The sequence below is a fragment of the Pseudomonas sp. NBB genome, from assembly GCF_032701105.1.
Taxonomy (GTDB): Bacteria; Pseudomonadota; Gammaproteobacteria; order Pseudomonadales; family Pseudomonadaceae; genus Aquipseudomonas; species Aquipseudomonas asiatica.
The window spans coordinates 1,737,891-1,751,058 of record NZ_CP103994.1 but is presented as its reverse complement, the minus strand read 5'-3'; the positions used below and the strand labels follow the sequence as shown (position 1 = coordinate 1,751,058).

General features: G+C 63.1%; 11 protein-coding genes. 3 read left to right on the top strand and 8 right to left on the bottom strand.

All coding sequences use genetic code 11. From position 1 onward, the window contains the following. Window positions 1–38: 38 nt before the first annotated feature. The 4 genes from leuB to leuC all read right to left on the bottom strand — a co-directional run bounded on the left by leuB (window position 39) and on the right by leuC (window position 4,164). Window positions 39–1,121, bottom strand: a complete 1,083-nt coding sequence (gene leuB, locus NY023_RS08210) for a 3-isopropylmalate dehydrogenase (protein WP_013971603.1) — start codon at window positions 1,119–1,121, stop codon at window positions 39–41. 54 nt (window positions 1,122–1,175) lie between these two features. Then, window positions 1,176–1,940 carry a class I SAM-dependent methyltransferase gene (locus NY023_RS08205; protein WP_013971602.1) on the bottom strand — a complete coding sequence of 255 codons (765 nt, stop codon included), beginning with the start codon at window positions 1,938–1,940 and terminating at the stop codon, window positions 1,176–1,178. 149 nt (window positions 1,941–2,089) lie between these two features. Continuing rightward, window positions 2,090–2,734 carry a 3-isopropylmalate dehydratase small subunit gene (leuD, locus tag NY023_RS08200; RefSeq protein WP_015269431.1) on the bottom strand — a complete coding sequence of 215 codons (645 nt, stop codon included), beginning with the start codon at window positions 2,732–2,734 and terminating at the stop codon, window positions 2,090–2,092. After that, complete coding sequence (gene leuC, locus NY023_RS08195; RefSeq protein WP_013971600.1) at window positions 2,731–4,164, bottom strand: 3-isopropylmalate dehydratase large subunit; 1,434 nt, start codon at window positions 4,162–4,164, stop codon at window positions 2,731–2,733. The genes leuD and leuC overlap by 4 nt, the downstream gene beginning before the upstream one ends. Before the next feature lie 131 nt (window positions 4,165–4,295). Between leuC and NY023_RS08190 the strand changes: the two genes are divergently transcribed. After that, the gene (locus NY023_RS08190) at window positions 4,296–5,174 is read left to right on the top strand and encodes a LysR family transcriptional regulator (protein ID WP_003260272.1); all 879 of its coding nucleotides are present in this window, start codon (window positions 4,296–4,298) and stop codon (window positions 5,172–5,174) included. A gap of 62 nt (window positions 5,175–5,236) precedes the next feature. Next, on the top strand, window positions 5,237–8,533 hold the full coding sequence (locus NY023_RS08185) for a PAS domain S-box protein (RefSeq protein ID WP_044046923.1): 3,297 nt from the start codon (window positions 5,237–5,239) through the stop codon (window positions 8,531–8,533). Between the two features lie 93 nt (window positions 8,534–8,626). On the opposite strand, the gene NY023_RS08180 is transcribed toward NY023_RS08185, so the two are convergent. Further along, on the bottom strand, window positions 8,627–9,070 hold the full coding sequence (locus NY023_RS08180; protein WP_003260273.1) for an Hsp20 family protein: 444 nt from the start codon (window positions 9,068–9,070) through the stop codon (window positions 8,627–8,629). Window positions 9,071–9,269: 199 nt separating this feature from the next. Here NY023_RS08180 and NY023_RS08175 point away from each other — a divergent pair, with 199 nt between their 5' ends. Then, entirely contained in the window at window positions 9,270–10,517 is a 1,248-nt protein-coding gene (locus tag NY023_RS08175; protein WP_013970710.1) for an IS256 family transposase, read from the top strand. A gap of 157 nt (window positions 10,518–10,674) precedes the next feature. Here NY023_RS08175 and NY023_RS08170 read toward each other — a convergent pair whose 3' ends face one another. The 3 genes from NY023_RS08170 to NY023_RS08160 form a co-directional block, all read right to left on the bottom strand. Continuing rightward, a complete protein-coding gene (locus tag NY023_RS08170; RefSeq protein ID WP_013971597.1) occupies window positions 10,675–11,646 on the bottom strand; it encodes a tRNA dihydrouridine synthase in 972 nt (323 codons plus the stop codon). 51 nt (window positions 11,647–11,697) lie between these two features. After that, a complete protein-coding gene (locus NY023_RS08165; RefSeq protein ID WP_013971596.1) occupies window positions 11,698–12,132 on the bottom strand; it encodes an acyl-CoA thioesterase in 435 nt (144 codons plus the stop codon). Between the two features lie 141 nt (window positions 12,133–12,273). Further along, window positions 12,274–13,155 carry an alpha/beta hydrolase gene (locus NY023_RS08160; protein ID WP_044046922.1) on the bottom strand — a complete coding sequence of 294 codons (882 nt, stop codon included), beginning with the start codon at window positions 13,153–13,155 and terminating at the stop codon, window positions 12,274–12,276. Window positions 13,156–13,168: the final 13 nt, after the last annotated feature.

Sequence of the window (13,168 nt, the reverse complement as noted above, 5' to 3'; positions counted from 1 at the left end):
GGCCGCCACCGGGAATTTTGGGTGGCGGGCCAGAGAGATTACAGATTCCGCAGCGCTGCGACTACTGCGTCGCCCATTTCCTGCGTACCAACTTTGCGGCAGCCTTCCGAGAAGATGTCGCCGGTGCGCAGCCCCTGGTCCAGGACCAGGCTCACGGCCTTCTCGATCGCCTCGGCGGCAGCCGACTGATTGAAGCTGTAACGCAGCATCATCGACACCGACAGGATGGTCGCCAGCGGGTTGGCGATGCCAAGGCCTGCGATGTCCGGGGCCGAGCCGTGGCACGGCTCGTACATGCCCTTGTTGTCGGCATCCAGCGACGCCGAAGGCAGCATGCCGATGGAACCGGTCAGCATGGAAGCTTCATCCGACAGAATGTCACCGAACATGTTGTCGGTCACCATCACATCGAACTGCTTGGGCGCACGCACCAGCTGCATGGCGGCGTTGTCGACGTACATGTGGCTCAGTTCAACATCCGGGTAGTCCTTGGCCACGTCCTCGACCACTTCACGCCACAGCTGGCTGGAAGCCAGGACGTTGGCCTTGTCCACCGAGCACAGCTTCTTGCCGCGCACGCGGGCCATGTCGAAACCGACACGGGCAATGCGGCGCACTTCGCTTTCGCTGTACGGCAGGGTGTCGTAGGCCTGGCGCTCGCCGCCTTCCAGCTCGCGCTGGCCACGCGGGGCACCGAAGTAGATACCGCCGGTCAGCTCACGGACGATGAGGATGTCCAGGCCGGAAACGATCTCTGGCTTGAGCGACGAGGCATCGGCCAGTTGCGGGTAGAGGATGGCCGGGCGCAGGTTGGCGAACAGGCCCAGTTGCGAACGGATTTTCAGCAGGCCGCGCTCGGGGCGAATGTCACGCTCGATCTTGTCCCACTTCGGCCCGCCCACGGCGCCCAGCAGCACGGCATCGGCCTTGCGCGCACGCTCCAGGGTCTCGTCGGCCAGCGGCACGCCGTGCTTGTCGATGGCGGCGCCACCGATCACATCGTGCTCCAGGCTGAAGCCGAGCTGGAACTTGTCGTTGGCCAGCTCCAGCACCTTGACCGCCTCGGCCATGATTTCCGGGCCGATACCGTCACCTGGGAGAATCAGAATCTGCTTGCTCATGCTTTCCTCTATCCAATCACGCGGTGCGGCCAAGCGGGCCCCACCGAAAAGTTCTTAACGCTCGGCCCACAACACCAGCACATCGGTGCTGAACGAACCATCGGCCTCGATCTGGTAATACTGCCGTACTTCTTCACCCATGGCTTGCTGCAATTGGCGAATTGCCACGCGCATTGGCTCGGGGGTGCGCATGCGCTCGACCCAGCTGGAAAACTCCAGGCGCAGCGGCTGGCGAGTGTGGCTGCGCACATGCAGGCCAGCCTCGCTGACCTGGCGTTGCCATTCGGCAGCGGAATAATCGCGCACGTGGCTGGTATCGCGCAGTACTTCGACCGTTTGCAGGTAGGTGTCGAGCAGAGGGCTGCCCGGCGACATGACGTCGATGAACGCCGCCACGCCCCCCGGCTTGAGCACTCGGCGCACTTCGCGCAGGGCCAGGCCCAGGTCGCTCCAGTGGTGGGCCGAGTAGCGGCTGAAGACGAAGTCGAACGAGGCGTCGGCGAATGGCAGGCGTTCGGCAACACCGCGCTCGGTGGTGATATTGGCCAGGCCGCGCTCGGCGGCGGCACTGGCGACCACGTCGAGCATGGCTTGCGAGAGGTCGTAGGCGACCACTTCGGCAACCAGAGGGGCGACATGGAAACTGACATGACCGGCACCGCAGCCAAGGTCGAGCACGCGGGCATGGCCCCGCCCTGCCAGCGCGTCTTGCAGCAGGCCGAATTCACTGCCTTGGGCGTGCACGGCGCTGCTGAGATAGGCGCTGGCCTGTTCGCCGAACTGGCGTTGGACCACATCGGTGTGCTGGGTGCTGGTCATGTCTCGATCCTTTTGGTCTTTCTGCTGCCTGTACCGGCCCTTTCGCGGGTAAACCCGCTCCCACAGGACCTCTACAGGTTTCGAATCCTGCGCTGTACCCGTGGGAGCGGGCGTGCCCGCGAAGAGGCCGGTACTGTCACCTGCAAACTTCAGGCATCACGGAACAGCCAAGGCTGCCCGGCGCGATGCTTGCCCTCGAAGGCCTTGATCGCATCGCTGTCCTGCAGGGTCAGGCCGATGTCGTCCAGGCCGTTGAGCAGGCAGTGCTTGCGGAACGCATCGATCTCGAAGTGCAGCACCTTGCCATCCGGACGGGTCACCGCCTGCGCCTGCAGGTCGATGGTCAGCTGATAGCCCGGGATGGCTTCGACCTGCTTGAACAACTCGTCGACTTCCTCGTCGCTGAGGATGATCGGCAGCAAGCCGTTCTTGAAGCTGTTGTTGAAGAAGATGTCGGCAAAGCTCGGCGCGATCACGCTGCGGAAGCCGTACTCGTCCAGCGCCCATGGGGCGTGCTCACGGCTGGAGCCGCAACCGAAGTTCTCGCGCGCCAGCAACACGCTGGCACCCTGGTAGCGTTCGTGGTTGAGCACGAACTCCTTGTTCAGCGGGCGCTTGCTGTTGTCCTGGTAAGGCTGGCCCACATCCAGGTAACGCCACTCGTCGAACAGGTTGGGGCCGAAGCCGGTGCGCTTGATCGACTTCAAAAACTGCTTGGGGATGATCTGGTCGGTGTCGACGTTGGCACGGTCCAACGGTGCGACGAGGCCAGTGTGCTGGGTAAAGGCTTTCATGCTGCGCTCCCTTGGATCAACTCGCGGACATCGATGAAGTGGCCGGTCACCGCGGCGGCGGCGGCCATGGCCGGGCTGACCAGGTGGGTACGGCCACCGGCACCCTGACGGCCTTCGAAGTTGCGGTTGGAGGTGGACGCGCAGTGCTCGCCGCTCTCCAGGCGGTCCGGGTTCATCGCCAGGCACATCGAGCAGCCTGGCTCACGCCATTCGAAACCGGCCTCGAGGAAGATCTTGTCCAGGCCTTCGCGCTCGGCCTGGGCCTTGACCAGGCCCGAGCCCGGCACCACCAGCGCCTGCTTGACGTTGGCAGCGACTTTGCGGCCCTTGGCGATTTCGGCGGCAGCGCGCAGGTCTTCGATACGCGAGTTGGTGCACGAACCGATGAAGACGCGGTCGAGCTTGATATCGGTGATCGCCTGGTTGGCGGCGAGGCCCATGTACTTGAGGGCACGCTCGATCGAACCACGTTTGATCAGGTCAGGCTCGGCAGCCGGGTCCGGCACGCGCTGGTCGACAGCGAGGACCATCTCCGGCGAAGTGCCCCAGCTGACCTGCGGCTTGATTTGCGCAGCGTCGAGCTCGACCACGGTGTCGAACACCGCGTCAGCGTCGGAGACCAGGCCTTTCCAGGCTTCGACCGCCTGCTTCCACTGCTCGCCCTTCGGCGCGTACGGGCGGCCTTCGACATAGGCAACAGTGGTGTCGTCCACCGCCACCAGGCCTACGCGGGCACCGGCTTCGATGGACATGTTGCAGATGGTCATGCGGCCTTCCATCGACAATTCGCGGATGGCGCTGCCAGCAAATTCCATGGCGTGGCCGTTACCACCGGCGGTACCGATCTTGCCGATCACGGCCAGGACGATGTCCTTGGCGGTTACGCCGGCAGGCAACTGGCCTTCCACGCGCACCAGCATGTTCTTCATCTTCTTGGCGACCAGGCACTGGGTAGCGAGCACGTGCTCCACTTCGGAGGTGCCGATGCCGTGGGCCAGGGCACCGAAGGCGCCGTGGGTAGAGGTGTGCGAGTCACCGCAGACCACAGTCATGCCAGGCAAGGTGGCACCCTGCTCCGGGCTGATGACGTGGACGATGCCTTGACGCTCGTCATTCATCTTGAATTCGACGATGCCGTATTCGTCACAGTTCTCGTCGAGGGTCTGCACCTGCAGGCGCGACACCTGGTCGACGATGGCCTCGATACCGCCCTTGCGCTCTGGCGTGGTCGGCACGTTGTGGTCAGGCGTGGCGATGTTGGCGTCGATGCGCCAAGGTTTGCGGTTGGCCAGGCGCAGGCCTTCGAAGGCCTGGGGCGACGTCACTTCGTGGATGATGTGACGGTCGATGTAGATCAAGGACGAGCCGTCATCACGGCGCTTGACCTCATGGGCTTCCCAGAGTTTGTCGTAGAGCGTTTTGCCAGCCATCAGACTGTTCCTCATCAGCGTCTTTCTATGCCAAAGACCCCTTGGCTTGTGCGGTCGATGCTAGGGGGTTAGATTGAATAACTCAAATTCATAATTTTTATGCTTTGGATAACCAACAGGAATGCGACCCCATGGATCTGGCCAACCTTAGCGCCTTCATCGCGATTGCCGAAACCGGTAGTTTTTCCGGGGCGGCCGACCGCCTGTTCCTGACTCAACCGGCCGTCAGCAAACGCATCGCCGGACTGGAACAGCAACTGGATGTGCGCCTGTTCGACCGGCTGGGCCGCGAGGTGACCCTGACCGAGGCGGGCCGCGCCCTGCTTCCCCGCGCCTACCAGATCCTCAACGTCCTCGATGATACCCGGCGCGCGCTGACCAATTTGACCGGGGAAGTGAGTGGTCGGCTGACCCTTGCCACCAGCCACCATATCGGCTTGCACCGCCTTCCCCCGCTGCTGCGGGCCTTCACCCGGGAATACCCTGCAGTGGCGCTGGATATTCAGTTCATGGATTCGGAAGCGGCCTACGACGAAATCCTCCATGGCCGCGCGGAGATTGCCGTTATCACCTTGGCACCCGAGCCGCACCACTTGGTCAAGGCCGTGCCGGTATGGGACGACGCCCTGGACTTCGTCGCCGCTCCCGAGCACCCGCTGGCCAACAACCAAGCGGTCAGCCTGGCCGACGTCGCCCGCCACCCGGCCGTGTTCCCCGGCGGCAACACTTTTACCCACCACATTGTTCAGCGCCTATTCGAAAGCCAGGGCCTGACGCCGAACATCGCCATGAGTACCAACTATCTGGAAACCATCAAAATGATGGTGTCCATCGGCCTGGCCTGGAGCGTGCTGCCGCGCACCATGCTCGACGAACAGGTTGCACCCATCGCATTGCCGGGCATACAGCTGTCTCGCCAGCTAGGCTACATTTTGCACACGGAGCGTACGCTTTCGAACGCGGCCAGGGCATTCATGGCCCTGCTCGACAGCCACGCGGGGCCCGCTTGACCGGTCGTCAGCCCGGTATTGCCACCTCCAAGGACGCGTCATACGCCAAAGGTCTGGTACCGATGCCCAAATCAGCGAATCGCTTTTTGCGCCTGCCGCGCATACCAGCGGCCGACCCTCAGGAGTCGGAACAGGCCTGGCAGAACGCCCCACAGTTGCTGGCCGCACTCAACGGCGCGCGGCTGGGTGCCTGGCTATGGGATATCGACAGCGGCCGGGTGAGCTGGTCACGGGGCACCCAGGCCCTGTTCGGCTTCGACCCGCAGCGCCCGCTCCCCGCGGATATCGACTACCTCGACCTGCTGCCGGAGGAAGACCGTGCGCGCACACGCCAGGTGTTCCAGGCAGTGTTCAACGGCGAACCGGTGGAACAGGCCATGCGCCACCGTATCCGCTGGCCGGACGGCAGCCTGCACTGGCTGGAGATCAACGGCAGCCTGACCCACGACCCGAACGGCCGGCCGCAGATGATCGGGGTGATCCGTGAAATCACCCGCCAGCGCGAGCGGGAAACGGCGTTGATCAATTCGGAAAAACGCTTCGCTACCCTGTTCCACCTCAGCCCCAATGCCATTTTGCTCACCCGACGCCACGACGGCATGATCTTCGAGGTCAACCAGCACTTCGAAGACATGTTCGGCTGGCCCGGCAGCCAGGTGATCGGCAAGACCAGCCTGGAGCTTGGCCTGTGGGCAAACCCCGAACAGCGCCACCAGTTGCTGGAGTCGACCCGTGGCAACACTGGGCCTTTGATAATGGAAGTACAGTTCCGCGCTACCAGCGGCAAGGTGCATGACGGCATCCTCTGTACCCAGGGCATCGAACTGGAGGGCGGGACCTTCCTGCTCAGCACCTTTATCGATACCACCGAGCGCAAGCGTGCCGAGCAGGCCTTGAAGGACAGCCAGGAGCGCCTGGACCTGGCCCTGGATTCGGCACAGCTGGGCACCTGGGACTGGCATATTCCCAGCGGCATGCTGTACGGTTCGGCGCGCGCCGCACAGCTGCACGGCCTGCCGCCCATCCCGTTTCACGAATCGTTCGACGCGTTTTTCGAAGGGGTCCCGGAGCAAGAGCGCAATTCGATGCGCCAGGCCTACCGTAGCCTGCGCGAAGGACCTGCCGGCAACTACCAGATCACCTACCGGGTACAGCTGGAAAAAGGCATTTCGCGCTACATCGAAAGCCGCGCCCGGCTGTACCGCGACGAGCAGGGCAACCCGCTGCGCATGGCTGGCACTTTGCTCGACATCACCGACCAGGTGGAGCGCGAACAGCGCCTGAGCGCTTCGGAAGAGAAGTTCGCCAGCCTGTTCCAGGTAAGCCCCGACCCAATCTGTGTCACCCGCCAGGACACCGGGCAGTTCATCGAGATCAATCCGGCGTTCACCCAGACCTTCGGCTGGAGCACCGAGCAGGTGATCGGCCGCACCGCCGAGGAAATCGGCCTGTGGGCGGAGTCCATCGAGCGCGCGCAACGCATAGAGCGGGTAATCCGCGAACAGGCCCTTAGCAACGTCGCCGTAGTGGTCAACCACCGCAATGGGGCACCGCTGACCTGCGTGATTTCCAGCCGCCTGATCACCGTCGATGACCAGCCTTGCAGTGTTACCACCCTGCGTGACATCACCCAGCAGCAGCGCGCCGAGGCGGCGCTGAAGTCCAGCGAGGAGAAGTTTGCCAAGGCCTTCCACTCCAGCCCTGACGCCATCACCATCACCGAACGCTACAGCGGTCGCTACCTGGAAATCAACGACGGTTTCTGCCGCCTGACCGGCTACAACGCCGCCGACGTGGTCGGCCGCACGGTGTACGAGATCGGCATCTGGGCCGACGACAAGCAGCGCAGCGCCCTGCTGGCCGAGTTGCGCGAGCGTGGCCGGGTGCATCATCGCGAGATGCTCGGGCGCAACAAGCGCGGCGACATCCTCACCGTGGAAGTGTCGGTGGAGCCGATCACCCTCAATGAGGTGGACTGCCTGCTGGTGACCGCCCGCGATGTCAGCCAGCTGAAAAACGCCCAGGCACAGATTCGCCACCTGGCCTACCACGACCCGCTGACCAACCTGCCCAACCGCGCCCTGCTGATGGACCGCCTGAGCCAGCAGATCGCCCTGCTCAGGCGCCACAACCTGCGCGGCGCCCTGCTGTTCCTCGACCTCGACCACTTCAAGCACATCAACGACTCGCTGGGCCACCCGGTGGGCGACACGGTGCTGAAGATCATCACAGCGCGGCTGGAAGCCAGTGTGCGCCTGGAAGACACCGTGGCGCGCCTGGGTGGCGATGAGTTCGTGGTATTGCTCAGCGGCCTGGAAGGCAGCCGCGAGCTGGTCGAAGAGAAAGTCCGCGGGCTGGCCGATACCCTGCGCGAACTGCTGGCCGAGCCGATGTCGCTAGATGGCCAGCGCCTGCAGGTAACACCCAGCATCGGCGTGGCGCTGATCCCTGACCACGGCGCCACCCCGGCCGACCTGCTCAAGCGTGCCGATATCGCCCTGTACCGTGCCAAGGATTCCGGGCGCAACACCACCCAGCTGTTTCATACCACCATGCAGAAAGCTGCCAGCGAGCGCCTGCGCATGGAGAACGACCTGCGCCTGGCCTTGGCCCGCGGCGAGTTGGCGCTGCACTTCCAGCCGCAGGTGGATGCGCGCGACAACCGCATCGTCGGTGCCGAGGTGCTGCTGCGCTGGCATCATCCGCAACTGGGTCAGCAACCACCGGCGCAATTCATTCAGGTGCTGGAAGAAAGCGGCCTGATCCTGGAGGTTGGCAGCTGGATCCTCGACGAAGCTTGTGATGCCTGCGCGCGCATGCTCGGCGACGGGCTGATCGACGCCGATGATTTCAGCTTGTGCGTGAACATCAGCCCACGGCAGTTCCGCCAGAACGACTTTGTCGGGCGGGTGCTGCGCAGCCTGGACGATTACCGCCTGCCACGGCGAATGCTGACGCTGGAAATTACCGAAGGCATCGTCATCCAGAACTTGGAGGACACCATCAGCAAGATGCGCGAGCTGAAGCGCTACGGGGTGAGCTTTGCCATGGATGACTTCGGCACCGGTTATTCCTCGCTGACCTACCTGAAACGCCTGCCAGTGGATGCGCTGAAGATCGACCAGACCTTCGTGCGCGATGCGCCGGAAGACCCCAACGACGCCGAAATCGTCCGCGCCATCGTCGCCATGGCTCGCAGCCTGGATCTGACGGTGATTGCCGAAGGGGTGGAGCTGACCGAACAGCTGGAGTTCCTTGAACGGCTGGGGTGCCACCTGTACCAGGGGTACTTGCACAGCCGACCGCTGCCGTTGCCGGAATTCCGGCAGATGTTGCTGGAAGCGCCGGCAGATTACTGAAACCGATGCAGATGCGATTCCTGTGGGAGCGGCCTTCAGGCGATCACAATAAAAAGGGCACCCCTGGGGGTGCCCTTTTTCACATCTACACGATCAGTTCAGCGCTGGCTTGTCGCCGTTGATCGGAATGCGCTTGGCCTTGGCCTCTTCAGGCACGATGCGCAGCAGGTCGATGCTGAGCAGGCCATTGGCCAGGCCGGCGGCCTTGACTTCGATATGGTCGGCCAGGCGGAACGACAGCTTGAAGGCGCGTTGCGCGATACCCTGATGCAGGTAGGTCACTTCAGCAGGGCCATTGTCGCGCTTGCCACCGGTCACGGTCAGGACACCTTTTTCAACCTGCAGGTCGAGGTCCTCTTCCTGGAAACCGGCTGCAGCAACCACGATACGGTAGTGGTCATCGCCATGCTTTTCCACATTGTAGGGCGGGTAGCTGCTACCGGCCTCGTTACGTGCCGCGGATTCGAACAGGTCGTTGAAACGGTCGAAACCAACGGAATGGCGGAACAGTGGAGCGAGAGAGAAAGCGGTAGTCATGGTCATGAACTCCTGAGATTCAGCAAGTAAGTCATTACGCGACCCGACTTCGGCATCGCGTACTCAAGAGATATGGCCGGGGGAAATGCTTTCAAGGGGGGAGCAGAAAAAATCTGGATTCCTGCGTTGGGCTTGACGGCCTCTTCGGAGGGTGTCAGAAATTTTGTGTTCGGGCATAACATGAGTAAGAGGTGCATGTATGCCAACCAAAAAGAAACCCCTGCGTGACCTGCCCAAAATCCCCAAAGAGCTGCTGGAGCAGTTCGGTGAGGGTTTGATGACCGCAGAAGCTATCGAGGATGCCTCTGCGGCGTTCAAAAAGGCCCTGATTGAGCGAGCTCTGCATGCCGAGCTCGGCCACCACCTGGGTTATCCGCCGGGCGCGCAGCGCCCAGAGGATGAAACCAACCAGCGTAACGGTAAGAGTGGCAAGACGGTTTTGACCGGCGATGGCCCTCTTCGTTTGGAAATTCCCCGAGATCGAGACGGCAGCTTTGCACCCATTCTGATCCCTAAGCACGAGCGGCGGTACACCGGCTTCGATGACAAGATCATCGCCATGTACGCCCGAGGCATGACGGTCAGAGAGATCCGAGCCTTTCTGTCCGAGCAGTATGGAACCGACGTTTCGCCCGATTTCATCAGCTCTGTGACAGATGAGGTCATGGAGGAGATTGGCGCGTGGCAACAGCGACCACTGGAGCCGATGTACCCGGTCATTTTCTTCGATGCGCTGCGGGTGAAGATTCGCGAAGAAGGCCTGGTGCGCAACAAGGCCATTTACCTGGCACTGGGCGTTCTACCCGACGGGACGCGCGATATCTTGGGCATCTGGATCGAGAACACCGAGGGTGCGAAGTTCTGGATGAAGGTCTTTAACGATCTCAAGACGCGTGGTGTCGAAGATGTGCTGATTGCCGTGACCGATGGTCTCAAAGGCATGCCAGAGGCCCTCAGCGCCGTGTTTCCAGAGACGACGCTGCAGACGTGCATCGTGCACCTGATCCGCAACAGCCTCGACTTCGCGGCCTGGGACAAGCGGCGGGCTCTGGCCAAGGAGCTGAAGCCGATTTACCAAGCCATCAATGCTGAAGCGGCTGAGCAAGCACTCGATGAATTTGAAAGCGGGCCGTGGGGCGAGAAATATCCAACGGTGGTGGCTGCCTGGAGACGCGCCTGGGATCGAGTGATTCCATTTTTCGTCTTCCCTCCGGCCATCAGGAAGGTGATTTACACTACCAACGCCATCGAGAGCATCAACGCCCAACTACGCAAGGTCATCAAGACTCGCGGGCATTTCCCGAATGATGACGCAGCGACCAAACTGATTTGGCTGGGATTGCGCAACATAACAGCCAATTGGGGAAAACCGGCCCATGATTGGAAAAGCGCGATGAATCAATTTGCGATTCTGTACGGAGATCGGTTCATCAGGCCAACCTGGTGAAAATCAGGGCCTGCCTGGCGGCAGGCCATTACCGGCCCGAACACAAAAAAACTGACAGTCCCCCTCTTCGCGGGTAAACCCGCTCCCACAGGGAGCTCACACATTCCAAAACCTGCGCCGAACCTGTGGGAGCGGGTTTACCCGCGAAAGGGCCGGATCAGGCAACACAAGCCTCCAGGGAAACCGCCTCACCCCCCAGCAACCTGCTGATCCGCGCACAGTCATCCTCCCGCCGCAATTCGGCAAACAGCACAACCGCTTCGGGATAACTGCGGGTCAGCATCGCCAGCCACTGCTTCATCCGCCCGGGTGCATAGCGCGGCGACAACTTGGCCTGGGCCTGACGCCAGAACTCGCGAAGCAACGGCAGCAGGTCGTCCCAGCTCATCGGCTGGTACTCCCGCCCGTCACGCGCCGCGGCAATCTGCAGCCCAAGATCGGGGCGCGAAACCAGCCCACGACCCAGCATGATATCTTCGGCGCCACTGACCTCACGACAGCGCCGCCAGTCGTCCACGGTCCAGATCTCGCCGTTGGCGAACACTGGCACCTTGACCACATCCTGCACCCGCGCCACCCACTCCCAGTGGGCCGGGGGCTTGTAGCCCTCGACCTTCGTCCGCGCATGCACCACCAGGTGCGCCGAACCACCTTCGGCCAGCGCCGTGGCACACTCCAGCGCGCCATCGGGGCTGTCGAAACCCAGGCGCATCTTCGAGGTGACCGGGATATGTGCGGGCACGGCACGGCGCACTTCACGCACAATGGCGTGCAGCAGCTCCGGCTCCTTGAGCAGCACCGCTCCACCGCGCGACTTGTTCACGGTCTTGGCCGGGCAACCAAAGTTCAGGTCTATCACCGGCGCGCCCAACTGGCAGGCCAGCGCGGCGTTTTCCGCCAGGCACACAGGGTCCGAACCCAACAACTGCACGCGCATTGGTACCCCTGCAGCGGTCCGTGCGCCATTGCGCAACTCGGGCGCCAGCTTGTCGAACGAGGAAGGCGGCAGCAGGCGGTCGCACACGCGAATGAACTCGGTGACGCACCAGTCGATACCGCCCACGCGGGTCAGCACGTCGCGCAGGATTTTGTCGACCAGCCCCTCCATGGGGGCCAGGGCAATTTGCATGTCAGGTTCTCGGCGGAAAAAGCCGGCAGTCTAACAAAAATTGCCGGTGTTTCAGGCGCCGATCAGCGCCGGGCCGTAACCGTCGAGGAACTCCGCCGGCATGCGCTTGGGCTTGCCGCTGGACAGCTCGATGCAGGCAAAGGTGGTCTGGGCGCGCAGCAAAGTCACGCCGTCGCGCGGGCGCTTGAGCTGGAAGCGCCGGGTCATGCGCAGGCGCTGGTCCCAGTTGATGATCCAGGTGGCCAGTTGCAACTCGTCATCCTCGTAGGCAGCGGCCAGGTAGTCGATTTCGTGGCGCACCACGGCCATGGCCCGGTCCAGTCGGCGATATTCGGCCAGGTCCAGGCCCAGGCGTTGGGAGTGGCGCCAGGCGCAGCGCTCCAGCCAGGTAACGTAGACCGCGTTGTTGGCGTGGCCGAGGCCGTCGATATCCTCGTTGCCGACGCGCAGGTCGATGACGAAAGGTGTTGCCAGGTCCCAGCTCATGTTCGCTTCCTTGGAGCAAAAGTGGATTTAGCAGGGACCGCCCAGGGAAAGTCCAGCCCTTCTGCACTTGCCTGCGGGGCTACGCGGTCCCTGTAGGAGCGGCCTTGTGTCGCGATGGGGCGCGCAGCGGCCCCAAAAATCTCAGTCCCGACACAGATTGCCGGGGCTGCTGCGCAGCCCATCGCGACACAAGGCCGCTCCTACAGGCACCGCGCCAGCCCGGGCCAGCAGCTCCAGCACCGCTTCACTCAGGCGCGGGTCGGACAGCACGCGCTGGTGTCCACCCGCCTCAAGCAGCATCAGGCGGCTATCGAACCAGGCCTTGTGGATAACCCGGGCCTCATCGGCTGCGACCAAGGCATCATCGGCGGCATGCGCCACCAGCCCGGGCAACTCCAACTGGTAACCCGTCACATCCAGCCGCGCAATCTGCATGCCCACATCCCGCTCCACCTGGCGAATGAATGCAGCCCGCGCCCGCGCCGGCAGCCCCAGACGATGGGCAAAGCCACGCAGTACGCCCAATAGCCGCGCCGGGGCAGCGATGCTGACCGCTGCCTCGGTACGCAGCCCCATCTGCAAGGCCAGCAATACACTGGCGCCGCCCATGGAATGGCCAATAACCGCGCGCAGCGGCGGCAGCTCGGCGGCAGCTTCCAGCAGCGCTCGGGCAAACAACACCACATTTGCCTGTTCGCCAGGCGAACGGCCATGCCCCGGCCCCTCCAGCGACACCACCGTGTGCCCCGCCTGCACCAAGGTTTCGATCAACGCGGCAAACTGGGTCGGGCGCCCCTCCCAGCCGTGCATCATCAGCACGGTCGGCCCCTTGCCCCAGCGCAAGGCCGACAAGCCGAAGCGCAAAGTGATGCGCTCGGCGCTGGCCAGCACGGGCAACTCCCAATCCCGTGGCGGCAGGTTGCGAGGGGTCATGAAGGCACGGCGCATCCTGCCCGCGACATGCTCGGGGGCCAGGCGGCCCAAGGTTCCATTGACACCACGAATCCAGCTCAGGGTAGTCATCGCCATGCTCCAG

Excerpts from the sequence above, each read along its gene's own strand:
- NY023_RS08185 (WP_044046923.1), top strand. The coding sequence starts at position 5,237 with ATGCCCAAATCAGCGAATCGCTTTTTGCGCCTGCCGCGCATACCAGCG.
- leuD (WP_015269431.1), bottom strand. The coding sequence starts at position 2,734 with ATGAAAGCCTTTACCCAGCACACTGGCCTCGTCGCACCGTTGGACCGT.
- NY023_RS08205 (WP_013971602.1), bottom strand. The coding sequence starts at position 1,940 with ATGACCAGCACCCAGCACACCGATGTGGTCCAACGCCAGTTCGGCGAA.
- NY023_RS08180 (WP_003260273.1), bottom strand. The coding sequence starts at position 9,070 with ATGACTACCGCTTTCTCTCTCGCTCCACTGTTCCGCCATTCCGTTGGT.
- leuC (WP_013971600.1), bottom strand. The coding sequence starts at position 4,164 with ATGGCTGGCAAAACGCTCTACGACAAACTCTGGGAAGCCCATGAGGTC.
- NY023_RS08165 (WP_013971596.1), bottom strand. The coding sequence starts at position 12,132 with ATGAGCTGGGACCTGGCAACACCTTTCGTCATCGACCTGCGCGTCGGC.
- NY023_RS08160 (WP_044046922.1), bottom strand. The coding sequence starts at position 13,155 with ATGACTACCCTGAGCTGGATTCGTGGTGTCAATGGAACCTTGGGCCGC.
- leuB (WP_013971603.1), bottom strand. The coding sequence starts at position 1,121 with ATGAGCAAGCAGATTCTGATTCTCCCAGGTGACGGTATCGGCCCGGAA.
- NY023_RS08170 (WP_013971597.1), bottom strand. The coding sequence starts at position 11,646 with ATGCAAATTGCCCTGGCCCCCATGGAGGGGCTGGTCGACAAAATCCTG.
- NY023_RS08175 (WP_013970710.1), top strand. The coding sequence starts at position 9,270 with ATGCCAACCAAAAAGAAACCCCTGCGTGACCTGCCCAAAATCCCCAAA.
- NY023_RS08190 (WP_003260272.1), top strand. The coding sequence starts at position 4,296 with ATGGATCTGGCCAACCTTAGCGCCTTCATCGCGATTGCCGAAACCGGT.